Source organism: Actinomadura sp. WMMB 499 (assembly GCF_008824145.1).
Taxonomy (GTDB): Bacteria; Actinomycetota; Actinomycetes; order Streptosporangiales; family Streptosporangiaceae; genus Spirillospora.
This window is the reverse complement of record NZ_CP044407.1, coordinates 7,480,943-7,502,065: the sequence shown is the minus strand read 5'-3', so window position 1 is coordinate 7,502,065 and position 21,123 is coordinate 7,480,943. Positions and strand designations below refer to the sequence as shown.

At 74.6% G+C, this 21,123-nt stretch carries 18 protein-coding genes; 1 reads left to right on the top strand and 17 read right to left on the bottom strand.

Annotated features, from left to right (window positions below; genetic code table 11):
• Positions 1-286 precede the first annotated feature (286 nt).
• The 16 genes from F7P10_RS33830 to rsmD all read right to left on the bottom strand — a co-directional run bounded on the left by F7P10_RS33830 (position 287) and on the right by rsmD (position 17,707).
• Positions 287-2,557, bottom strand: a complete 2,271-nt coding sequence (locus tag F7P10_RS33830) for a [protein-PII] uridylyltransferase (RefSeq protein WP_151015759.1) — start codon at positions 2,555-2,557, stop codon at positions 287-289.
• Between the two features lie 5 nt (positions 2,558-2,562).
• A complete protein-coding gene (locus tag F7P10_RS33825; protein WP_151015757.1) occupies positions 2,563-2,901 on the bottom strand; it encodes a P-II family nitrogen regulator in 339 nt (112 codons plus the stop codon).
• Complete coding sequence (locus tag F7P10_RS33820) at positions 2,898-4,256, bottom strand: ammonium transporter (protein WP_151015755.1); 1,359 nt, start codon at positions 4,254-4,256, stop codon at positions 2,898-2,900. Before F7P10_RS33820 ends, F7P10_RS33825 begins: the two co-directional genes overlap by 4 nt.
• A gap of 239 nt (positions 4,257-4,495) precedes the next feature.
• Positions 4,496-5,653 carry a signal recognition particle-docking protein FtsY gene (gene ftsY, locus F7P10_RS33815; protein WP_151018450.1) on the bottom strand — a complete coding sequence of 386 codons (1,158 nt, stop codon included), beginning with the start codon at positions 5,651-5,653 and terminating at the stop codon, positions 4,496-4,498.
• Between the two features lie 103 nt (positions 5,654-5,756).
• Positions 5,757-6,509: a DivIVA domain-containing protein gene (locus F7P10_RS33810; RefSeq protein ID WP_151015753.1), complete on the bottom strand. Its 753-nt coding sequence runs from the start codon at positions 6,507-6,509 to the stop codon at positions 5,757-5,759.
• A gap of 4 nt (positions 6,510-6,513) precedes the next feature.
• Entirely contained in the window at positions 6,514-7,722 is a 1,209-nt protein-coding gene (locus tag F7P10_RS33805) for a globin domain-containing protein (RefSeq protein WP_151015751.1), read from the bottom strand.
• Positions 7,723-7,748: 26 nt separating this feature from the next.
• Positions 7,749-8,156 (bottom strand): globin domain-containing protein, encoded by a 408-nt coding sequence (locus F7P10_RS33800; RefSeq protein ID WP_176611760.1) that lies wholly within the window; start codon positions 8,154-8,156, stop codon positions 7,749-7,751.
• 358 nt (positions 8,157-8,514) lie between these two features.
• Positions 8,515-12,198, bottom strand: a complete 3,684-nt coding sequence (gene smc / locus F7P10_RS33795) for a chromosome segregation protein SMC (RefSeq protein WP_151015747.1) — start codon at positions 12,196-12,198, stop codon at positions 8,515-8,517.
• Between the two features lie 479 nt (positions 12,199-12,677).
• Positions 12,678-12,875, bottom strand: a complete 198-nt coding sequence (locus F7P10_RS33790; RefSeq protein WP_151015745.1) for a hypothetical protein — start codon at positions 12,873-12,875, stop codon at positions 12,678-12,680.
• A 179-nt stretch (positions 12,876-13,054) separates the two neighbouring features.
• Positions 13,055-13,372: an acylphosphatase gene (locus F7P10_RS33785; RefSeq protein WP_151015743.1), complete on the bottom strand. Its 318-nt coding sequence runs from the start codon at positions 13,370-13,372 to the stop codon at positions 13,055-13,057.
• Between the two features lie 37 nt (positions 13,373-13,409).
• Positions 13,410-14,348 carry a bifunctional DNA-formamidopyrimidine glycosylase/DNA-(apurinic or apyrimidinic site) lyase gene (mutM, locus tag F7P10_RS33780; RefSeq protein WP_151015741.1) on the bottom strand — a complete coding sequence of 313 codons (939 nt, stop codon included), beginning with the start codon at positions 14,346-14,348 and terminating at the stop codon, positions 13,410-13,412.
• A complete protein-coding gene (gene rnc, locus F7P10_RS33775) occupies positions 14,341-15,201 on the bottom strand; it encodes a ribonuclease III (RefSeq protein ID WP_151015739.1) in 861 nt (286 codons plus the stop codon). The genes mutM and rnc overlap by 8 nt, the downstream gene beginning before the upstream one ends.
• A gap of 350 nt (positions 15,202-15,551) precedes the next feature.
• A complete protein-coding gene (gene rpmF, locus F7P10_RS33770) occupies positions 15,552-15,731 on the bottom strand; it encodes a 50S ribosomal protein L32 (protein ID WP_026405302.1) in 180 nt (59 codons plus the stop codon).
• A gap of 1 nt (position 15,732) precedes the next feature.
• Positions 15,733-16,380, bottom strand: a complete 648-nt coding sequence (locus F7P10_RS33765; RefSeq protein ID WP_151015737.1) for a DUF177 domain-containing protein — start codon at positions 16,378-16,380, stop codon at positions 15,733-15,735.
• 136 nt (positions 16,381-16,516) lie between these two features.
• Entirely contained in the window at positions 16,517-17,002 is a 486-nt protein-coding gene (gene coaD / locus F7P10_RS33760; RefSeq protein WP_151015735.1) for a pantetheine-phosphate adenylyltransferase, read from the bottom strand.
• Between the two features lie 144 nt (positions 17,003-17,146).
• Entirely contained in the window at positions 17,147-17,707 is a 561-nt protein-coding gene (gene rsmD, locus F7P10_RS33755; RefSeq protein WP_151015733.1) for a 16S rRNA (guanine(966)-N(2))-methyltransferase RsmD, read from the bottom strand.
• A gap of 177 nt (positions 17,708-17,884) precedes the next feature.
• Between rsmD and F7P10_RS42845 the strand changes: the two genes are divergently transcribed.
• A complete protein-coding gene (locus F7P10_RS42845) occupies positions 17,885-19,078 on the top strand; it encodes a hypothetical protein (RefSeq protein WP_176611759.1) in 1,194 nt (397 codons plus the stop codon).
• Between the two features lie 84 nt (positions 19,079-19,162).
• On the opposite strand, the gene F7P10_RS33745 is transcribed toward F7P10_RS42845, so the two are convergent.
• A complete protein-coding gene (locus tag F7P10_RS33745; RefSeq protein WP_151015731.1) occupies positions 19,163-21,001 on the bottom strand; it encodes a serine/threonine-protein kinase in 1,839 nt (612 codons plus the stop codon).
• Positions 21,002-21,123: the final 122 nt, after the last annotated feature.

The following is a 21,123-nucleotide window of genomic DNA, read 5'->3' as shown; positions in this document are numbered from 1 at the left end:
CGCACGGATCCCGAGCCTGGATCTGGCCCCAGCGACCCGCCGGACCCGCACCCAGCGACAACCTCCCACGCTGCCCTCCCACGCCGCATTCCGCAGCGCTCCGGTTCCCGCGCCCGCTGAAACCCAGCGACCCGCCGGACCCGCGCCCGGCGGCGGCCTCCCGCGCCGCCCTCCCATGTCGCGCGTTCCCTCCGCGCTTATGCACTGGCTTCGCGTGTCCCGCACCGGGGCGCCGAGCCTGCGTCGCCGCAGCCGCCGGCTCCCGGTCGGCCGCCGGGCCCGTGCGTCAGGCCAGGGCGTCCAGGATGTCGGCTCGGACGGACTCCAGGACGGACGGGTCCGCGGGCGGATGGTCGTGCGCGTCGACGACGTAGAAGACGTCGACGGCCTCGGCGCCGAGCGTGTCCACCTGGGCGGCGCGGATCTGCAGGCCGCGTCCGCCGATCGCGCGCCCGATCCGCCACAGCAGACCGGGACGGTCGTGGGCGCGGACCTCGACGACCGCGGCGGTGCTGGACGCGCCGTCGACGATCATCACTCGGGGCGGCGGGACGGGCAGTCCGGGACGGACGCGCCGGGACCGGGCGCGGCGTTCGAGGCGGCCGGCGACGTCGAGCCGGTCGGCGAGCATGCGGCGCAGATCGGCTTCGAGGGCGGCGGGATCGGGCGGGGAGCCGAATTCGGGGACGGCGGTGAAGTCGAGGACGGCCGTGCCCGCGCCGGGCGAGGAGACGGTGCGGGCCGTCCGGACGGCGAGGCGGTGCAGGGCCAGGACGCCCGCGGCGCGCCAGAGCAGGCCGGGACGGTCGGGGGCGGCGATCGTCACGCGGGTTCCGGCGACGCGGACGGCGACGCCGTCGCGGCGGGCGAGGGCGAGTTCGCGTTCGCCGAGGGCGGGCGGGGGCGGCGGGGTGCCGCCGGAGAGCGCGGCGGCGGCGCGGCGGGCGAGTTCGGCGACGAGCCGGGCCTTCCACGCGTTCCAGGCGGCGGGACCGGTGGCGTTGCCGTCGGCGACGGCGAGGGCGGCGAGCAGCTCGAGGGTCTCGCGCTCGCGGCCGGGGACGTCGGTGACGGCGGTGGTGACGGTCTCGATGGTGGCGGGGTCGTCGATGTCGCGGCGGGTGGCGGTGTGCGGGAGGAGGAGGTGGTGGCGGACGACGGCCTCCAGGACGCGCGCGTCGGTGCGGTCGAAGCCCAGGCGGGCGGCGATGTCGCGGGCGATGGGGGCGCCGGCGACGGAGTGGTCGCCGCCGCGGCCCTTGCCGATGTCGTGCAGCAGGGCGCCGACGAGGAGGAGGTCGGGGCGGGCGACGTCGCGGGTGTGGGCGGCGGCGCCGGCGGCGGTCTCGACGAGGTGGCGGTCGACCGTGAAGCGGTGGATCGGGTCGCGCTGCGGCCGGTTCTGGACATGCTCCCATTCCGGGATCAACCGGACGATCACTCCGGCCTGATCGAGAGATTCCCAGACCGGGATCGCCGGGGGGCCCGCGCCGAGGAGGGAGACGAGGGCGTCGCGGGCGTCGGCGGGCCACGGCGGGCGGGGCACGGCGGCGGACGCGGCGAGGCGGTCGACGGTCGCGGGCGCGAGCGGCAGGCCGTGCTGCGCGGCGGCCGCCGCGACCCGGGGGACGAGCGCGGGGTCGTCCAGGTCGGCGCCGCGCGCGAGGACGACCTCGCCGTCGTGCTCGACGGCCCCGTCACCGACGGGACGGCGCGCGGACGGCGTCCGGCGGCCCGCGGCGAAGCGTTCGACGCGCCGCCAGATCTGGTCGGCGGCGTGCGCGATGGTGCGGGCGGCCTCGGCGGTGGCGTGCTTGAGGGCGTGGGCGTCCGGGAACTCGAGTGCGTGCGCGACGGCGTCGTGTTCCTGCAGGACGAGACGGTCCGTGGCGCGGCCCGTCACCTCGTGCAGGGCGTGCCGGACGTCGAGGAGCAGGTCGTGAGCCTCCTGGACGCGGCCGCCGGGGGCGGGGGCGACCCAGGAGGCGGCAACGCCGCGCATGACGTGGACGTCGCGCAGGCCGCCGCGGGACTCCTTGAGGTCGGGTTCGAGGAGGAAGGCGAGCTCGCCGTGGGCGGCCCAGCGGTCGCGGCAGAGTTCGGCGAGCGCGGGGAGGCGGGTGCGGGCGTGGGCGCGCCAGTCGGCGAGGACGGCCGCGCGCAGTTCGTCGAGCAGGGCGGGGTCGCCGGTGACGTGCCGTGCCGCGAGCAGGCCGAGGGCGGCCTTGAGGTCCGCGCGGGCGACCTCGCGGGCTTCGGCGACGGTGCGGACGGAGTGGTCGAGCCGGATCCCGGAGTCCCAGACGGGGTACCAGACGCGGTCGGCGATCTCCGCGATGTCGGCGCGGCCGCGGTGCAGCAGCACCAGGTCGAGGTCGCCGCCGGGGGTCAGGTCGCGGCGGGCGTGCCCGCCGACGGTGACGAGCGAGAGCGCGCGGTCGCCGCCGTCCGGCGGTTCCGCGAGGAGACCGCCGAGGCGGCGGTCGAGGTCGGCGGCGCGCTCGGCCCGGGCCGCCGCGAGGGCGGCCCGGGCCGAGTTCCCCGTGCGCACTGTCATCGGCCCTACAGGGCGTCCGGGCCGGTCTCGCCGGTCCGGACGCGGACGACCGTGTCGACCGGGACGGCCCAGACCTTGCCGTCACCGATCTTGTCGGTACGGGCGGCCTTGACCAGCACGTCGATGATGTCGTCGGCGTCCTCGCCGTCCACCAGGACCTCGATGCGCAGCTTCGGCACGAGGTCGACCTTGTACTCGGCGCCCCGGTAGACCTCGGTGTGGCCCTTCTGGCGGCCGTAGCCGCTGGCCTCGCTGACGGTCATGCCGCGCACCCCGAAGGTCTCGAGGGCCGCCTTGACCTCGTCCAGCTTGAACGGCTTGATCACCGCGGTGACGAGCTTCATCCCCGCACCTCTTCCTTGGTCTCGTCCTGCACGCCTTCATCCTGCACCGGCGCGGACGCGACGGACGCGCGGGTGGCGCCGGATCCGGCGCGGACGGCGCCGAAGTCGTAGGCGGTCTCGGCGTGGGCCGTGCTGTCGATGCCGGCGAGCTCGTCCTCTTCGCTGATCCGGAAGCCCATCACCAGGTCGATGACCTTGGCGATCACGTAGGTCACGATGAACGAGTAGGCGAGCGTCGCGACGACCGCGAGGGCCTGCTTGCCGAGGAGGCCGATACCGCCGCCGGCCAGCAGCCCGTCGGCGCCGGCGTCGTTGACGGCGGTGGTGGCGACGATGCCGATCAGCAGGGCGCCGATGATGCCGCCGACGAGGTGGACGCCGACGACGTCCAGCGAGTCGTCGTAGCCGAGCTTGTACTTGAGGCTGACCGCGAAGGCGCAGACGGCACCGGCGATGAGGCCGATGGCGATGGCGCCCAGCGGGGTGACGAACGCGCACGCCGGGGTGATCGCGACGAGCCCGGCGACGATGCCGGACGCGAGGCCGAGCGTGGTGGACGAGCCGTCCCGCAGCTTCTCCACGATGATCCAGGCGAACCCGGCGGCGCAGGTGGCGGCGAGCGTGTTGACGAACGCGACCGCGGCCGTCGAGCCGGCCGAGAGGGCGGATCCGGCGTTGAACCCGAACCAGCCGAACCACAGCAGGCCGGCGCCGAGCAGGACGAACGGGAGGTTGTGCGGGCGCATCGGCTCCTTGGGCCAGCCCCTGCGCTTGCCGAGGACGAGCGCGAGCGCGAGCGCCGCGACGCCGGCGTTGATGTGCACGACCGTGCCGCCCGCGAAGTCGAGGGCGCCGAGCTCGAAGATCCAGCCCGCCTGGCCGTTCTCCTCGCCGTCCGACCACCACACCCAGTGCGCGATCGGCAGGTACACGAGCGTCACCCAGACCGGGATGAACAGGACCCAGGCCCCGAACTTGGCACGGTCCGCCACGGCGCCGCTGATGAGCGCGACGGTGATGATGGCGAACGTCGCCTGGAACGCCACGAAGACCAGTTGCGGGATTCCGGAGCCGTCGTCGGCGGTCGCGACGTTCTCCAGGCCGACCAGGCCCCAGTCGCCGAATCCGCCGATGAACGAGCTGAGGGATCCGCCCGAGGTGAACGCGAGCGAGTATCCGTACACGACCCAGACCATGCCCGCCACGGCGATGGAGACGAAGCTCATCATCATCATGTTGAGCACGCTCTTGGCCCGGCTCATGCCCCCGTAGAAGAAGGCCAGGCCCGGTGTCATCAGGAGGACGAGCGCGGTGCTCGTCAACATCCATGCGGTGCTTCCGCTGTCGACTGTCATCTCTGCCAGTGCCCCTCCTCGCCGGGGAAATCGAACTGTTCAGAGATTGGGCCTCGGCCGTTTCGCGCCGGGGGCTCTCGCGTTTCCTCGGTGTGAAAAGGACACCCGCCATGTTGCCGATTTGTTTCGGTTTCCTCACAGACCGCCGTGAGGGCCGTGGAGGACCGGAAACTCCCAGGCATGAGGGAGCCCCGCACGCGCTGGGGCGGGCGGGGCTCCGGGGCGGGAGGAGCCGGCGGTCAGTCGCCGAGGATCGCGTCGACGAACGCCTCCGGCTCGAAGGGCGCGAGGTCGTCGGGGCCCTCACCGAGCCCGATGAGCTTGACGGGGACGCCGAGTTCGCGCTGCACCTGGACGACGATGCCGCCCTTCGCCGTCCCGTCCAGTTTCGTCAGGACGACGCCGGTGATGTTGACGACCTCTGCGAACACGCGGGCCTGCTGCATGCCGTTCTGGCCGGTGGTGGCGTCCAGGACGAGCAGGACCTCGTCGACCTGGGCCTGCTTCTCGACGACCCGCTTGACCTTGCCGAGCTCGTCCATCAGCCCGGTCTTGGTGTGCAGCCGGCCGGCGGTGTCGACGATGACGGCGTCGACCTTGGTGTCGATGCCCTGCTTGACGGCGTCGAACGCGACGCTGGCGGGGTCGGCGCCCTCGTCCTTGCGGACGACCTGGGCGCCGACGCGGTTGCCCCACGTCTCGAGCTGGTCGGCGGCGGCGGCGCGGAAGGTGTCGGCGGCGCCCAGCAGCACGGTGCGCCCGTCGCCGACGAGGACGCGCGCGAGCTTGCCGCAGGTGGTGGTCTTGCCGGTGCCGTTGACGCCGACGACCATCAGCACGGCGGGCCGTCCGCCGTGCGGGCCGGTGTCGAGCGACCGGTCCAGGTCGGCGCCGATCTGCTTGACCAGCTCCTCCTTGAGCAGCGCCCGCACCTCGGCGACGTCGCGGGTGCCGAGGACCTGGACGCGCGTGCGCAGCTCGTCGGTGACCTGCGCGGCGACGGCGGCGCCCATGTCGGCGGTGATGAGGGTGTCCTCGATCTCCTCCCAGGCGTCGTCGTCGAGGGTCTCGCGCGACAGCAGCCCGAGGAGGGTCTTGCCGAAGGCGTTCTGGGAGCGGGCGAGCCGGGCGCGCAGCCGGACGAGCCGTCCCGCGCCGGGCGGCGGCTTCTCGATCTCGACCGTCGGCGGCGGCGCGGGAGCCTCGGTGGGCGGCGCCCGCTCGAGCGTCGGGGCCGTGCCCTCCGCCTCGTCGACGACGGTCGCGCCGCCGCGCCGCTCCTCGGCGGGCTCCTCGGCGGGCGGGCGCGGCCTGGTGCGGCCCGGCCGCAGCAGCAGGAATCCGCCGACGATCAGGCCGACGACGGCCAGCACGGCGATGAGGATCAGGTATTCCATTCCCATAGCGCCCCCAGTTTTCCAGACCGGCGCGCCGGCGCAGAACACGCTGCGCCGGCCGCATGGTCTCCCCGTGGCGCGCCCGCGCCACGGGCGCACGCGATCAGCCCCGGAGCTGTGGCGGCTCCGGGGCTCCTCCGGACAGGGATGCCCGCTCCGAGCCCTCCCACTCGTCGACGTTGCGCAGCAGCGCCTCGAGGTAGGTGCGCAGGTGGCTGCGGTAGACGTCGCTGTAGGTGCGCAGGTAGGCGACCTCGCTCTCCAGGCGCCGCCGCTCGTCGCCGCCGTCGTCCGGAGAGGGCGGCGACGCGGGCGCGGACGGTGCGGGCGCGGACGGTGCGGGCGGTGCGGCCGCCGGGGCCCGTTCGGCCTCGCGCACGGCGGCGTCGGCGATCGCGGCGGCCCGGCGGTGGGCCTCCTCCAGCATCTGCTCGGCGCGGCCCTTGGCGTCGGACAGGACCGCCTCGCGGTGCAGGCGGGCCTCGTGCGCGAGCTCGCGGGTGTAGCGCTCGGCGTCGGCGACGTAGAGGTCGGCGGTCTGCTGCGCCTGGGAGAGGATCCGGACGGCCTGGAAGTGGGCGTCCTGGGGCGCCAGCACGCCCGCTCCCCCGGCGCCGGAGCCCGGCGAGGCGGCGGAGCCGACCCGCGCGCGCAGCCGGTCGACCTCCTCGGCCAGCGCCGACTTCTCGCTGAAGATCTGGACGAGCTCCCTCTCGACGTACTGCAGGAAGTCGCGTACCTGGTCCTCGTCGTACCCGCGGCGGCCCAGCGCCGCCCGGGCGAACACGACCGACTGCAGTTCGCCCGGGGTCAGCCGCGTCCCCTGGGAGACGACGGGAAGGTTCGGGGAGTTCAACGGGTCACCTCTGTGCGTCTGCGAAGGATTCCAGCCGGATGCGTTCGCGCCCGACCCCGGACCGGACGAGCCGCTCGACGGTGCCCCGCACCATCTCGGCGGATCCGCAGACGTAGGCGTCGTGGTCGGTCCAGGGGCCGCGGCGGGCCACCACGTCGGCGAGGGTCCCGTGTTCGATGTCGTCACCGCCCGCCTGGAACCGGCCGGACTCGTTGAACTGCCCGGACTGCCCGGACTGGAACGCGCCCGACTGGAGCAGCGTGGAGAAGCCGTGCCCGCCCGTGTCGTCCGAGACGGCGGGCACGACGGTCAGCCAGGGCATCGCCTCGGCCAGCTTGGTCAGCTCCTCGAGGTCGTAGAGGCCGTCGCGGTCGCGGGCGCCGAAGAACAGGTGCACCCGGGGCGGGGACGGACGGCCGGCGATCTGCTCGAGGATCGCCTTGAGCGGCGCGAGGCCGGTGCTGCCCGCGACGAGCAGGACGTCGCGGGGGGACGACTCGTCCAGCGTGAGCGTGCCGATCGGGGCGCCCATCCGGACGCGGTCGCCGGTCCGCGTGCCGCGCACCAGCACAGGGCTGACCGGGCCGCCGTCGACGAGCCGGACGTGGAAGTCGACGGAGTTGTCGGGGCGCGGGGCGTTCGCCATGGAGTAGTACCGCCAGTGCCGCAGCCGGGCGGGCACCTCCAGCGCCACCGACTGGCCGGGCCGGTACGGGAGCGGCCGGTCGGGCTGGACGCGCAGGACGCTGATGTCGAAGCGGCGCCGTTCGACGGCGACGACCTGCCCGTTCCACCAGGCGGGCCGGTTCAGGGCGTCCTCGTCCGCGGCCTCCAGCATGACCTTGGCGACCAGGCTGTAGGCGGCGTTCCAGTCGCTCTCGAGGTCGTCGTTCCAGGCGGGGCCGGCGAAGTGCCGCAGCGTGCCGAGCAGGCTGGCGCCGACCTGCGGGTAGTGCTCGGCGATGGTCCCGAACCGGCGGTGGTCGCGGCCGAGCTGCTGCAGGAACGGGACGAGGTTCGGCAGGTCGTCGACCCGCGACACGATCGTCCCGAGGGCCCGCAGCAGCTTGTCGCGCTGCCCGGTCATCCCGATGGGGAACATGTCGCGAAGGTGCGGGTTGCGGACGAAAAGGTCGGCGTAGAAGAAGAGCGCGACGGCGTCACCGTGCTGCGCGACCAGGGCGAAGCTGTCCTTGAGGCGCTGTGCGTCCATGGCGGGGGGCGGTCGGCGGCGCCGGGTCAGGCGACGGGATCGGCGGCGGCCTCTTGCATGACCTGGGCAACGACGCCGTAGGCGGCCGTCCAGTCCCGCTCCAGGTCGGCGTTCCATTCCGGTCCGCTGAAATGGGCGAGGGTGGCGATCAGGCTCGCCCCGACGTGCGGGTAGTGCTCGGCGACGACGCCGAAGCCGTTGTGCCGGCGGCCGAGATCCCGCAGGTACGGGACGAGCTCGGCCTCGTCGTCCACCGCCCCCACGATGTGCGACAGCGCGGCCAGCAGCTTCTCGTGCTGCTTGGCCATCGCACCACCGAACAAAGACCTGACCTGCGGATTCTGCTCGAACAGGTCGGCGTAGAAGTACTCCGCGACGTCGATGCCGTGCTCGCCCACCAGGGCGAAGTTCCGCTTGAGACGCTGCGCGTCCATGACACACCTCTCCAGTGGTCCTCCGTGCCGGGCGGGGTGTCCGGAACAGGGGTCCCGAGAACCACGGGGCATATGCGTAGTGGATCGAATCGGCGGTGCACAAGCCCGCGACCGTCCCCGCGCGGTCACCACGGGTGACGACTGAATCCGAGGGGTGCTCACGTTTTCTGCCCGGCACGGGCGCCATCACGCGCCGCCCTGCGGCGATGGCGGGACGGGCGCGGGCTCGAACGGAGCCCGGACGGGGCGACACGGCCGACGGCGGAACGTCGGGTGGCGCGATTTCCCCGCGGAACGGGCACTCGATGCCCGTTATCCGGCCCCACCAAAAAGACCATTCCGGACAATGGTCGAGAAGTCAGGACTTGTCAGTTTTCTCCAGTCGCTGGCTGACGACCTGGGTCACCCCGTCGCCGCGCATGCTGACCCCGTACAGGGCGTCCGCGCCCTCCATCGTCCGCTTCTGGTGCGTGATGACGATCAGCTGGGACGACTCGCGCAGCTCCTCGAAGACCGTGATCAGCCGCTGGGTGTTGGTGTCGTCCAGCGCCGCCTCCACCTCGTCCAGCACGTAGAACGGCGACGGCCGGGCCTTGAACACCGCGACGAGGAAGGCGATCGCGACCAGGGACCGTTCCCCGCCCGACAGGAGCGACAGCCGCTTCACCTTCTTGCCGGGCGGCCGGGCCGCCACCTCCACGCCGGTGGCCAGCATGTCCTCGGGCTCGGTCAGCGACAGGCTGCCCTCGCCGCCCGGGAACAGCCGCGCGAAGATCCGCTCGAACTCGCGGGCGGTGTCGGCGTAGGCCGCGCCGAACACCTGCTGCACCCGCTCGTCGACCTCCTTGACGAGGCCGAGCAGCTCCCGCTGGGTCTTCTTCAGGTCCTCGAGCTGGGAGTTGAGGAACGCGTGCCGCTCCTCCAGCGCCGCGAACTCCTCCAGCGCCAGCGGGTTGACCTTGCCGAGCTGGTTGAGCTGCCGCTCGGCCGTCTTGGCCCGCTTCTCCTGCACGGCCCGCTCGTACGGGACGGGCCGCGCCTCTTCCCCGGTCTCCTCGCCCGCGTCCGGTCCCGGCGGCACGGGGACGTCCGGCCCGTACTCGCCGACGAGCGCGTCGACCTCCAGCCCGTACTCGTCCATCGCCCGCTGCTCGAGCTGCTCCAGCCGGAGCCGCTGCTCGGCGCGGGCCACCTCGTTGCCGTGCACGACGTTCACGAGGCGCTCCAGCGTCGCCGACAGGTCCCGCACCTGGTTGCGGACGACCTTGAGTTCGGCCTCGCGCGCCGCGCGGGCCTCCTCGGCGGCCTCGCGCCGCCGCACGGCCGCCGCCAGCGACAGCTCGATGCGCTGCAGCGCCGTCCGCGCGCCCGTCAGGACGGCCTCGGCGACGCGGGCCTGCATCTCGCGGCGGGCACGCCGCTCGGCGGCACGGGCCCGCTCCTCGCGTTCCCGGCGGGCGCCGCGCTCCAGCGCGTCGGCGCGCCCCGCGATGGCCTGCACGCGCTCTTCGGCCGTCCGGACCGCCAGCCGCGCCTCCATCTCGGCCGACCGCAGCTCCTGGACGCGCGCGTTCAGCTCGTCGCGCGCCTCGGTGTCGTGCCCGGCCTCGTCGGCGACGTCGGCGGCCTCCTCGGCCTCGGCCAGCCGCAGGGCCAGGTCGTCGGCGGCGCGCACGTCCTGCTCGAGGGACTCGTTCGCGGCGTCCAGCGACTTGGTCAGCCGCTCGGCCTCGCCGCGGGCGGCGCGGACGTCGGCCTCCAGCCGGGCGGCGCGCTTGGCCTCCTGCGCGGCGCGCGCCTCGAACTCGCGGACCCGCGCGCGGACCCGGTCGAGATCGGACTGGGCACGGTTCACGCCCGTCTGGGCCTCGTTCGCGGCGGCCTCCGCGGCCTCCAGCGCGGACTGCGCCGCCTGCTCCGCCTCGGTCGCGGCGGCCAGCTCGGCGGCGGCGGTCTCCGCGGCGGTCTCGGCCGCGGCGAGATCCTCGGCGGCCTGGTCGAGGGTGGTCCGCATCTCCAGCAGGCTCTGGGCGCCGCCCGCCGCGCCGCCCTGCGCCCAGTGCGCGCCGACGAGCTCCCCGTCCCGGGTCACGGCGCGCAGCGCGGGCTCGCGCCGGACGAGCGCGACGGCCGACGGGACGTCGTCGACCACCGCGACGTCCCGCAGCAGGTGCGCGAGAGCGCGGCGGACGCCGTCCGGGACGGTCACCGCGTCGACCGCGTAGTCGATGCCGTCGATCCGCGCGGTGCCGTCGCCGTTCGGGCCGCCGCCGACCAGCAGCCCGGCGTGTCCGGCGTCCCGCGACCGCAGCAGCGCGAGCGCCGCCGCGGCGGTGTCCAGCGATCCGACGGCGACGGCCTGGGCGGCGTTCCCGAGCGCGGCCGCGACGGCCGTCTCGTACCCGGGCCGGACGGTCAGCAGCGACGCGACCGTGCCGAGCACCCCGTCGAGGGACCCGTCCGAGCCCGCCTCCAGCAGCGCCTCGCCGCCGTCGGCGGCGGCCGACAGCGTCAGGTTGAGCGCCTCGATCCGCGCCTGCAGCGCCGTGACCTTCTTCTGCGCGGCCTGGTCGGCGCTGCGCGCCGCCGCGATGGCCTGCCGCGCCTCCTTGACGGCGCCGCGCGGCCCCGCCACCGCCCCTCGCGCGCCCTCGGCCGCGTCCTTGGCGGTGGCGAGCGCCTCCTGCGCCGCCTCGTGCTCGGCCGCCAGCGCGGGGTCCTCGACGACCTCGGCCTCGAACGCCTCGAAGTCGGCCCGCGCGCTCTCGGCCCGCCGCTCCGCCTCGTCCCGCGCCTCCGCGAGCCGCCCGATCTCCGACCTTCCGGCCGCCGCCTTGCTGCGCAGCGCCTCGACCCGGCCGCGCAGCCGCGCCAGCTCCTCGCGCCGGTCGGCGGCGGCGCGGGCCGCGGCCTGCAGGCGCCGTTCCTCGCCCGCGAGCGCCTCCTCGACGCCCGTCCGCTCCTGCACGGCGTCGGCGAGCCCGTCCTGCGCCTCGTCCAGGGCCGCGCGGAGCGTCTCCTCCTGCTCCCGGATCTCGGCGGCCTCGCGCTCCATGTCCTCGGGGTCACGGCCGCGCCGCTCGTCCTCGCGGGCTTCGGCGGCGTTGCGGTGGCGCTCGGCGGCCAGGTCCGCGACGCCGCGCAGCCGCTCCTGCAGCGCCGACAGCCGGTACCAGGTGTCCTGCACCCGCTTCAGCCGCGGCGCCGCGACGGCCTCCTCGGCCTCCAGCGCCTCCTCGCGCTCCTGCCCCTGCGCGAGGGCCCGCTCGGTCTCGGTGCGGCGCTCGCGGATCTGGGCCTCGTCGGCGGCCTCCTGCTCCAGCTTCGTGCGCAGGGTGACCAGGTCGTCGGCCAGCAGCCGCAGCCGCGCGTCCCGCAGGTCGGCCTGGATCACCGCCGCCTTCCGGGCGATCTCCGCCTGCTTGCCGAGCGGCTTGAGCCGGCGGCGCAACTCCCCGGTCAGGTCCTGGACGCGCGTCAGGTTGCCCTGCATCGCGTCGAGCTTGCGCAGCGCCTTCTCCTTGCGCTTGCGGTGCTTGAGGACGCCCGCCGCCTCCTCGATCACCGCGCGGCGGCCCTCCGGGCCCGAGTGCAGCACGCGGTCGAGCTGCCCCTGCCCGATGATGACGTGCATCTCGCGGCCGATGCCGGAGTCCGAGAGCAGTTCCTGGATGTCGAGCAGCCGGCACGAGTCGCCGTTGATCGCGTACTCGCTGCTGCCCGACCGGAACATCAGCCGGCTGATCGTGACCTCGGTGTAGTCGATGGGCAGCGCGCCGTCGGCGTTGTCGATCGTCAGCACGACCTCCGCGCGGCCGAGCGGCGCCCGGTTCGCGGTGCCGGCGAAGATGACGTCCTCCATCTTGCCGCCGCGCAGCGACTTCGCGCCCTGCTCGCCCATCACCCACGCGAGCGCGTCCACGACGTTGGACTTGCCGGACCCGTTGGGGCCCACGACGGCGGTGATGCCGGGCTCGAACCGCAGCGTGGTCGACGACGCGAAGGACTTGAAGCCGCGCAACGTCAGGTTCTTCAGATACACGCGCTTCCCGTCCTCCTCCGGTCGGTGTGCCGGGGCCGGGGGCGGAGCGCGCGCCGTTCGCGGCGCCGGAGGGCCTCCCCCGCCGGGCCCGATGCTCGGTCGCCGTCCCCGCTCGCGGCGCGGGTCGAGCCGCGGATCACGCCGCGCGGGGGCCGGGCATTCCGAGGAGGATACCGGTCAGGACGCCCCGCGGCCCGTCACACCGCGCCGTGTTCGCCTACGCCGCCCCGAGCGGCGCGCGCGACCGGCCATCGCTCCGTCCCGCCCGGGAGTGCGCCGCGCGATCGAGTCCGGACGATCTCGAGAGCCGAGTTCGCACGCGACCGCGGCGGCCCGGGCGTGGACCGCCGAAGCGATGGACGGGCATGTGCCGCAGACCACGGACCGGTCCGGCGCTCGTCGGCCGGACGGTCCCGTGGGCAGAATTTTAGGGACGCCGGACTCCCAGCGTCCCTGTGTTGAATGATTCGTCGGCGCCGTCAGGTCAGCGCCGGTTCACGGTCCTTCACCGCGAGCGACATCACGTCGTCGTCGTTCGCCGTCGCGAGCGCGTCGTTCTCCGCCTGGAGCCGTACAAGTTCGGCTTCCAGGTCACGTACGCGCTGCTGAAGGCGCCGCATCTCCGCGACCATCCGGGGGTCGGGACCGCCGACGTGGCCGAGTAGAGCCTTCGCCATGACTAAAGGTCCTCCACGCTGAGCAACCAGCAGGGATCGCGCACGAGAAGCAACTGATGTCGGTGCGCGTATCAACTAGAGTCGCACCGGCCGGTGTCCTGGTCAAGACGCACATCACAGGCCGGTAACAACCGTTCACCATCTAGTTTAGCAGGTATAAACCGGACATCCGTACCCGTTCACCGTTCCTCGAAACCGTCGGCGGTCCCGCGGGGCTCGCTCCACCGTTCGGTCACGCCCGTCACGGCGCCCGGACGGCCCGGGGCGCCCGACGGCGGCGGGCCACCGGACGTCGCGTCGGGGTGCAGCATCTCGAGCAGCCGGCGGCATCTGTCGCGCGGCCCCTCGGCCACCACCTCGACCCGGCCGTCGCTCAGATTCGCGGCACTGCCGACCAGGCCGAGCTCCAGTGCGCGCGCCCGCACCCACCAGCGGAACCCGACGCCCTGCACGCGGCCCCGCACCCACGCGGTGAGCCGCACCGCCTCGTCGTCCATTCGCGTTCTCCCTCGTCAGCCGTTCGACCAGGGCACCCTAGTACCGCGCGCGGCGCGGACGCGGCTGGCACACGGGGCAGCTGTAGGACGAACGGTTCATGAACTCGTCGCGCCGGATCGGCGCCCCGCAGCGGCGGCACGGCTCGTCGCGGCGGCCGTAGGCGTCCAGGGAGCGCTCGAAGTAGCCGCTCTCGCCGTCGACGTTGACGTACAGGCTGTCGAACGAGGTCCCCCCGACGGCGAGCGCCGCGCCCATCACGTCCTGCGCGGCCCGGACGATCCGGGCCGCCTCGGCGCGCGTCAGCGTCTCGGTCGGGCGCGCCCAGTGCAGCCGCGCCCGCCACAGCGCCTCGTCGGCGTAGATGTTGCCGACGCCGCTGATCAGGGACTGGTCGAGCAGGGCGCGCTTGACGCCGGTCTTGCGGCGGCGCAGGGCGCGGTACAGCGCGTCGCCGTCGAACGCCGCCTCGAGGGGGTCGGCGGCGATGTGCACGATCGGGGCGGGCACGAGCCCGGTACCGTCCGGCGCGGGCCCGGCGGCACCGGAGACGGCGTCGGGGACGAGGTCGGTGACCATCAGGTGCCCGAACGTCCGCTGGTCGACGAAGCGCAGGTCGAGAGGGTCGGCCGCGGGGTCGTCGGTGAACGCGATCCGCACCCGCAGGTGCTTCTGCGCCTCCCGGCCGGGTGCGCCGACCAGCAGCTGCCCGCTCATCCCGAGGTGGGCCAGCAGCGCCTCGGACGGCGGCGCGCCCGCGGCGTCCGCGGGGTCGGCCAGCGGCAGCCACAGGTACTTGCCGCGGCGGCGCGGCGGCAGGACGGTGCGGCCCGCGAGCCGCCCGGCGAAGTCGGCCGGTCCGGTCTCGTGGCGGCGCACCGCGCGGGGGTGCAGGACCTCGGCCTTCTCGACCGTGCGGCCGGTCGTCCAGCGGTCGAGACCGGCCCGGACGACCTCGACCTCGGGCAGCTCAGGCACCGGCGAGCCCGGCGGGACGCGGACCCCGGCCGTCGCCGTTGCGGCCGTCGCCCGCCGCCGCGGGGCCGGCGCCGGCGGCGCCGTCCCGGCCGGCCCGGTCCTGGCCCGCCTGGTCCTGCCCCGCCTTCCTGGCGCCCTCCCGCTCGGCGGCCATGTCGCGGATGGCGTTCCAGGCGGCCTCGGCGGCGTGCTGCTCGGCCTCCTTCTTGCTGCGGCCCTCCCCGGACCCGTAGGTCTCGCCGCCCACCCGCACCGACGCCCGGAACGTCTTCTGGTGGTCGGGGCCGCTCTCGGCGACGTGGTACTCGGGCACGCCGAGCTCCTCGACGGCCGTCAGCTCCTGCAGGGACGTCTTCCAGTCGAGGCCGGCGCCGAGACCGGCCGAGCGCGCGATGAGGGCGTCGAACAGCCGGTGGACGAGCGCGGACGCCTCGTCCAGACCGCGGTCGACGTAGACGGCGCCGATCAGCGCCTCGAGCGTGTCGGCGAGGATCGAGGCCTTGTCGCGGCCGCCGGTGCCCTCCTCGCCGCGGCCGAGCCGGATGTGGGCGCCGACGCCGAGCCCGCGGGCGACGCCGGCGAGGGCGCGCATGTTGACCACGGCGGCGCGCAGCTTGGCCAGGTGCCCCTCGGGCAGGTCCGGGTGCCCCCGGTACAGGGTGTCGGTGACGACGAGGCCCAGCACCGAGTCGCCGAGGAACTCCAGGCGCTCGTTGGTGGGCAGGCCGCCGTTCTCGTACGCGTACGAACGGTGCGTCAGCGCGCGTTCCAGCAGCGCGTCGTCGACCTCGACGCCGAGGGCGCGGGTCAGTTCCGCGCGATCGGGCGCGGGGTCGGTCTTCTTGGCGCTCATCTGGCCCTCCTCGCAGGCCGTGCGCCGCGCGGTCGCGCGGTCGCCTCGATGGCGCGCCGGCCGGATGGCCGGGGACGGCGGAGGGCGCGGCACGAGGAGGGGCGGCCCTGCCGTTCCCCGCGCGAGACGCGGGGAACGGACGGGCCGGGCGGGGTCACCCCGCGGCGAGGTCCGCGAAGACGAGGTGCGCGCCGGTTCGGCTGATCCCGGCGTGCACCACGGCTCCGGGCACAGGCCGCCGTGCCGGACACCACGCCGACGTCGCGCGCCGGGGTGGTCGTGCCTTCACGCACCTGGAGGGGCGGACCGCGCCGTGTGCGCGGGGCCGCCCCCCGGGATGCGGAGAAGACTCAGGCCGACGGGGTGATGACCTGCCGCCGGTCGTAGGTGCCGCACGTCGCGCAGGCGGTGTGGGGCAGCTTCTTGTCGCGGCAGGTCGGGCAGTCGACCAGGGTCGGCGCCGCGGTCTTCCACTGCGCGCGCCGGTGCCGCGTGTTGCTGCGGGACTTCTTCCGCTTCGGGACGGCCACGTCAGCCCTCCTGCTTTCCTTGTCGTCGGTCGGATGTACCGCGGGCGCCTGGGCTCCCGCTCCCCCGCTCCGGGGTGTCGGCCGCCATGCCGGCGGCCAGGTCACGCAGTGCCGCCCACCGGGGGTCGGCGACGTCGTGCCGGTGGTCCGGGCCGGCGTCGGCCAGCCGGACCCCGCACTCCGCGCACAGGCCGGGACAGTCGTCCCGGCACAGCGGCGAGAGCGGCAGCGCGAGCACCACCGCGTCTCGGAGCAGCGGTTCGAGGTCGATCAGATCGTCCTCGAGGTAGAGCTCGTCGTCTTCGGCGTTCCCGCCGGAGCGGGTGTCAGGATAGACGAAGAGCTCCTGGAAGTCCGCCTCGAAGGTCGAGGCGATCGGGTCGAGGCAGCGAGCGCACTCCCCCGTGAGGGGGACCGTCGCCGTGCCGGTGACGAGCACCCCCTCCAGCACCGCCTCGAGCCGCAGGTCCAGCTCGATCGCGGCGCCCTCGGGGACGCCCACCATCTCCACACCGAAATCCTCCGGAGCCGGCACGCTCAGGTGCTCCTCGCGCGACGACCCGGGTTGCCTGCCGAGTGCCCGGGTGTCGAGCACGAGCGGCGCATTGGGGTCGAGGCGTGTCAGCGGAATCCTGCTTTCGTGAGGCATGGGAATTCGGGCCGTCGGTGATGGCCGATGTCCCAGGATACCGAACGCCGGGCGCATGCCCCAACTCACGGCCCTCCCACCAGCCGATCGGCGCCGCCGCCCCGCCTCTCGGGCCCGGGCTCGCCCCGGGCCGGTCTCAGTCCGCCTCGCGCAGCCGCTCGATGAGCCGTTCGTGGACGCTGTCGGGAACGAGGCCGGAGATGTCGCCGCCGAACCTGACGACTTCCTTCATCAGGCTGGAGGAGAGGAAGGCGTACTCGGGGTTCGTCGCCATGAAGAGGGTCTCGACGCCGGCGATGCGGTGGTTCATCTGCGCCATCTGCAGCTCGTACTCGTAGTCGCTGACGGCGCGCAGCCCCCGGACGATGACGGGAATGTTCTGTTCCTTGCAGTAGTCCACGGTGAGGCCGTAGAACGTGTCCACGCGGACGTTCCCGTAAGGCTCGGTCACCTCGGCGATCATGTCCGCGCGCTCGTCGACGGTGAACAGACTCTGCTTGTTCTTGTTGATCAGCACGGCCACGACCACCTCGTCGTACAGCCCGCAGGCGCGGCTGATGATGTCGAGGTGACCGTTGGTCACGGGGTCGAACGATCCCGGACAACAGACGACACGGCGCACGGCGCGAACCCCTTCGTTCCCGGTTTCTGACCTGCGGCGCGAACGTACCAAATCGCATTCTGCCCGCTTTCACCCGGGCTCACCGGTCCGTCCCGAACGCGCCCGCCCCCGGAGGCGCCCTTCACCGGTCGCCGGCGCGCGGCCTCAGCGGGCGGTGCCGTACCAGAACACGGCCTCGCCGTACCGCCGGTCCCGCTCGGCCCCGTACCCCTCGGGCCAGCGCAGCGCGGGGCCGCGTGCCGCGCGCTCGACGACGACGAGCGCGTCCGGGGCCGTCCAGCCGTGGTCGCGCAGGCCCTCGAGCAGTTCGGTGACGGACGCGTCGGCCAGCGCGTACGGGGGGTCGGCGAAGATCAGGTCGTAGGGGGCGTCGGGCGCGCGGCGGACGACGCGTTCGACCTTGTCGGCGCACGGCACCGCACCGGCCAGCCCGAGGTCCTTCGCGTTCTGCCGGAGCACCCTCACGGCGCGGGGGTGCGACTCGACGAGCAGGGCGTGCGCGGCGCCGCGCGACAGGGCCTCGAGACCGACCGCCCCCGAGCCCGCGTACAGGTCGGCGACGCGCAGCCCGTCCAGGGATCCGAGGAGGGCGAGGACCGTCGCGAACAGGCCCTCGCGGGCGCGGTCGCTGGTCGGCCTCGTGTCCCGTCCCGGCGGGACGGCCAGCCGCCGCCCGCCCGCGCTCCCCGCGATCACCCGTGTCATGCCCACCAGTATCGCGGACTCCAAAAATGTCACAAATGACAGCAGTGACCGATGTGAATCTCTACCCAAATATATGACTTGATGTTCACATCAACTACTTCGCGTGCCAACGTGCTCGCAGGTTGTGCAACCACCCGACCCTCAGGAGCACTGGTGCACCAAGGTAGGAGATTGGCGGTGACGGCCGGGGCGACGGTTCTGGGCATCGCCGCCATGAGCGGCGTTTCCCACGCCGAGACCGCCCGGCTCTCCGCCGAACGCGCTCCCGCCCGCGCCGCGGCCGACCAACCGGCCAAGAGCGCGGCCAACGCCAAGCGGGCCAAAGCCAAGAAGGCGAGGCAGGCGGAGCCGCGGAACACGGGGAAGATCAGCACGGGGAAGAGCGACGCCGGCGCGGCGCTGCGGCGCGCCGCCGAGCCCGTGGTCCGGACGTTCGAACGCGACGAGCCCGAGCCGAAGCGGGCGGCGGAGGGCGGGGCATCGGCCCCCGCCGAGAGCAAGAAGGCGAAGACCGGCAAGACCGGCGGCGACTCCCCCCGCGAGAGCGGGCCCGTCGAGCAGAAGGCGCAGAAACGGCCCGAACAGCCGGAACAGCCGAAGCGGCCCGACCGGGCGGAGGCCCGGCAGGAGCAGGCCCTCGGCCTGGAGCTCCGGCTCGACGCCGACCTCGACTACGACGAGCGGACGCGGACCGCGACCGCGGGCGTCGGCCTCACCGCCGGGGTCCGCACCCCGCACGCCGACGCGGGCCTCCGGCTGCGCGCCGGCGCGAGCGTGGGCTTGGACGACGCCACGGTCGAGGCGGGCGCGGAGCTGGGCGCCCACGCCGGGACGCCGCTGGGAAGCGCCGCGCTGAATCTGGACACGGGCGCGACCGTGTCGGCCGGGACGCCGATGATCGCCGCCGGGACGACGCTGGGCGTGCGGGCGTCCGCGGCGGGCGGCACCCCGATCTCCGCGCGGCTCGGGCTGAGCGGCTGCGTCGGGTCGGGCTGCGCGGACGCGCCGCCCACTCCCCCGACCCCGCCGACCCCGCCGACGCCGCCCGCCCCGCCGGACGACGATGCGCCGCCCACCCCGCCGACGCCGCCGGAGGACCCGGACTCGCCGAGCCCGGAGCCGCCGCCGCTGCCCGGCGACCCGTCGTCGCCCGCGTCGCCGATGCCGCCCGACCTCCCGTCCGGGACGGGCGGCGGGCTGGCCGGGAGCGGCGACGGAAGCGGGACGATCGCGGGCCGGATCACGCCGCCGAAGGAGCTGCCGTTCACCGGCACCGACGCGCTCCCGCTGGTGGCGCTCGGCCTGACCGCCATCGCGGCGGGCGGTGCCGCGGTCGCGATGACGCGCCGCCGCGAGGCCGGGGAGTCGTGATCCGGGAATCGTGATCACGGGTTCCCGACCCGCTCGGGAAGGGGCGCCTCCCACCGGAAGGCGCCCCTTTCCGTCCCGGCCGGCTCACAGTTTCCGCGCGCCGATCACCCGCCAGCCGTCGCCCGCCTTGCCGACGCGCACCTGGTGGACGCCGATGGGGTCCGCGTCGTCGCAGGCCGAGGTGCACTCGCCGAGCGCCACCAGCGCCGTGATCTCGTCGCCGGACCCGCCCGGCCGCAGCCCCGCCCCCACGATCGTGCCCGCCGCGATCGACGGGTGCCGCGCCACGACGGACAGGACGTCCCGGGCCCGGGCCCCCGGCCAGCGCGCACCGTCGGTCCGGGCGCGCGGGGAACCGGCCCGGAGCGTGTAGAGGGTGTCGAGCAGCCAGCGGTCGCCGCGCCGGATCACGGTGGCGCGCATCGGATCCCGCAGCTCGTTCGGCTCGGCGCCGGACGCGCGGACCGTCCGCTCCACGTACGTCAGGACCGTGACCGAGTCCGGGGTGGCGGAGACCACCGCGGAACCGGCGATGTCCGTGGTCACCGACCCGTCCTTCGACTCCAGCTCCGCGCGGTAGTCGCGGGCGGCGAGCTGGCGGTCGTAGTCGGCGCCGTACCGTTCGGTGGACACCCCGTGCGCGGCGGTCACGTTCCGCTCGTAGGACGCGTGGTCGAAGCTCAGCACCGTCTCGACCGCGTGCTCGGCGGACCGGACGCCGGCGGCCGCGCCGGCCGGCGGCGCCGCGGCGTCGGTGGACGCGGGCGGGTCCTCGCCGCCGGACGCGGCGGCCACCACCGCCCAGGCCGCGCCGCCGCCGGCGAGCAGTACCACCGGCAGCGCGAGCGCGGCGATCCGCAGCCTCCGCCGGGGCCGGACCGGCGGGACGGTGTCGGTCGAGCCGGCCGGGTGCGTACCGTCCTCCGCCCCCGGGGGCGGCGGGTGGGCGCCACCGAGCGGCGGGGCGGGCGGGGACGGGGGGTCGGCGGACGCGCGCGGCCGCGCGGGCGGGGACGGGTGCGGCGGGACGTGCGGGGGCGCCGCGAACTGCGCGCCGGTGCTCAGCGCCCGGTCGTCCCGCGCCCCGTACGGCGCGGCGGGGGCGGCCGGGGCGGCGCCGCCGAGCAGGTCGAGCAGCACCTGCTGGGCCTCGGGGCGGCGCGCGGCGTCCTTGGCCAGGCAGGCGGCGACGACGCCGCGCAGCGTGTCCGGGAGCGCGGACATGTCCGGCTCGTAGTGCAGGATCCGGTGGAACACTGCGGAGATGTTGTCGTTACCGAAGGGGTGCCGTCCGGTCGCGGCGAACACCATCGTCGCCGCCCAGGCGAACATGTCCACGCCCGCGCCGAGGTCGCCGTCGGCGATCTGCTCGGGCGCCATGTAGGAGGGCGTCCCCATGATCCCGCTGCCCTTGGACGACGAGGAGGAGCCGAGCACCCGCGCGATGCCGAAGTCGATGACGCGCGGGCCGTCCGGCCCCATCAGGACGTTCGACGGCTTGAAGTCGCGGTGCAGGATCCCGGCGCGGTGGATCGCGGCGAGCGCGGTGACGGTGCCGATCGCCAGCCGGTCCAGGTCGGTCCCGGTGCGCGGCCCGTGCGCGCCGACCTGCGCGCTGAGCGACGGGCCGGGGACGTACTCGCTCACCACGTACGGGGCGTCGCCGGAGAAGTCGGCGTCCAGGACCTGCGCGGTGCAGAACCCGGCGACCCGCCCGATGACCGCGAGTTCCCGCTCGAACCGCGACCGCCACTCGGGGTTGCGGCTGAGCCGGGCTCGCAGCAGCTTGATCGCCGCCTCCGCGCCGTCCTCCCTCCGTCCCAGGTAGACGATGCTCTGCCCGCCCTCGCCCAGCCGCCCGGCCAGCTCGTACGGGCCCAGCCGCTCGGGGTCCCCGGGCAGCAGGGGGTCGACGCCCGTCATGGGTGCTCCTCCGTCGCACGCGATCCGCCACGGGAGTCGTACCCGCGGCGGCACCGGATGGCCACTCCGCATCCGCCATGAAATTGGACGCGGGTGACGAGCCGTGCGTTCTGCGTGACTCC

Bases quoted from the DNA above. Each gene is read 5' to 3' on its own strand.
- F7P10_RS33745 (WP_151015731.1), bottom strand. From the start codon at position 21,001: ATGACGGGCGTCGACCCCCTGCTGCCCGGGGACCCCGAGCGGCTGGGC.
- F7P10_RS33785 (WP_151015743.1), bottom strand. From the start codon at position 13,372: ATGGACGACGAGGCGGTGCGGCTCACCGCGTGGGTGCGGGGCCGCGTG.
- F7P10_RS33765 (WP_151015737.1), bottom strand. From the start codon at position 16,380: ATGCCTCACGAAAGCAGGATTCCGCTGACACGCCTCGACCCCAATGCG.
- F7P10_RS33830 (WP_151015759.1), bottom strand. From the start codon at position 2,557: ATGACAGTGCGCACGGGGAACTCGGCCCGGGCCGCCCTCGCGGCGGCC.
- F7P10_RS33800 (WP_176611760.1), bottom strand. From the start codon at position 8,156: ATGGACGCGCAGCGTCTCAAGCGGAACTTCGCCCTGGTGGGCGAGCAC.
- ftsY (WP_151018450.1), bottom strand. From the start codon at position 5,653: ATGGAATACCTGATCCTCATCGCCGTGCTGGCCGTCGTCGGCCTGATC.
- F7P10_RS33790 (WP_151015745.1), bottom strand. From the start codon at position 12,875: ATGGCGAAGGCTCTACTCGGCCACGTCGGCGGTCCCGACCCCCGGATG.
- F7P10_RS33825 (WP_151015757.1), bottom strand. From the start codon at position 2,901: ATGAAGCTCGTCACCGCGGTGATCAAGCCGTTCAAGCTGGACGAGGTC.
- rsmD (WP_151015733.1), bottom strand. From the start codon at position 17,707: ATGACACGGGTGATCGCGGGGAGCGCGGGCGGGCGGCGGCTGGCCGTC.
- rnc (WP_151015739.1), bottom strand. From the start codon at position 15,201: ATGAGCGCCAAGAAGACCGACCCCGCGCCCGATCGCGCGGAACTGACC.
- F7P10_RS33805 (WP_151015751.1), bottom strand. From the start codon at position 7,722: ATGGACGCACAGCGCCTCAAGGACAGCTTCGCCCTGGTCGCGCAGCAC.
- F7P10_RS33820 (WP_151015755.1), bottom strand. From the start codon at position 4,256: ATGACAGTCGACAGCGGAAGCACCGCATGGATGTTGACGAGCACCGCG.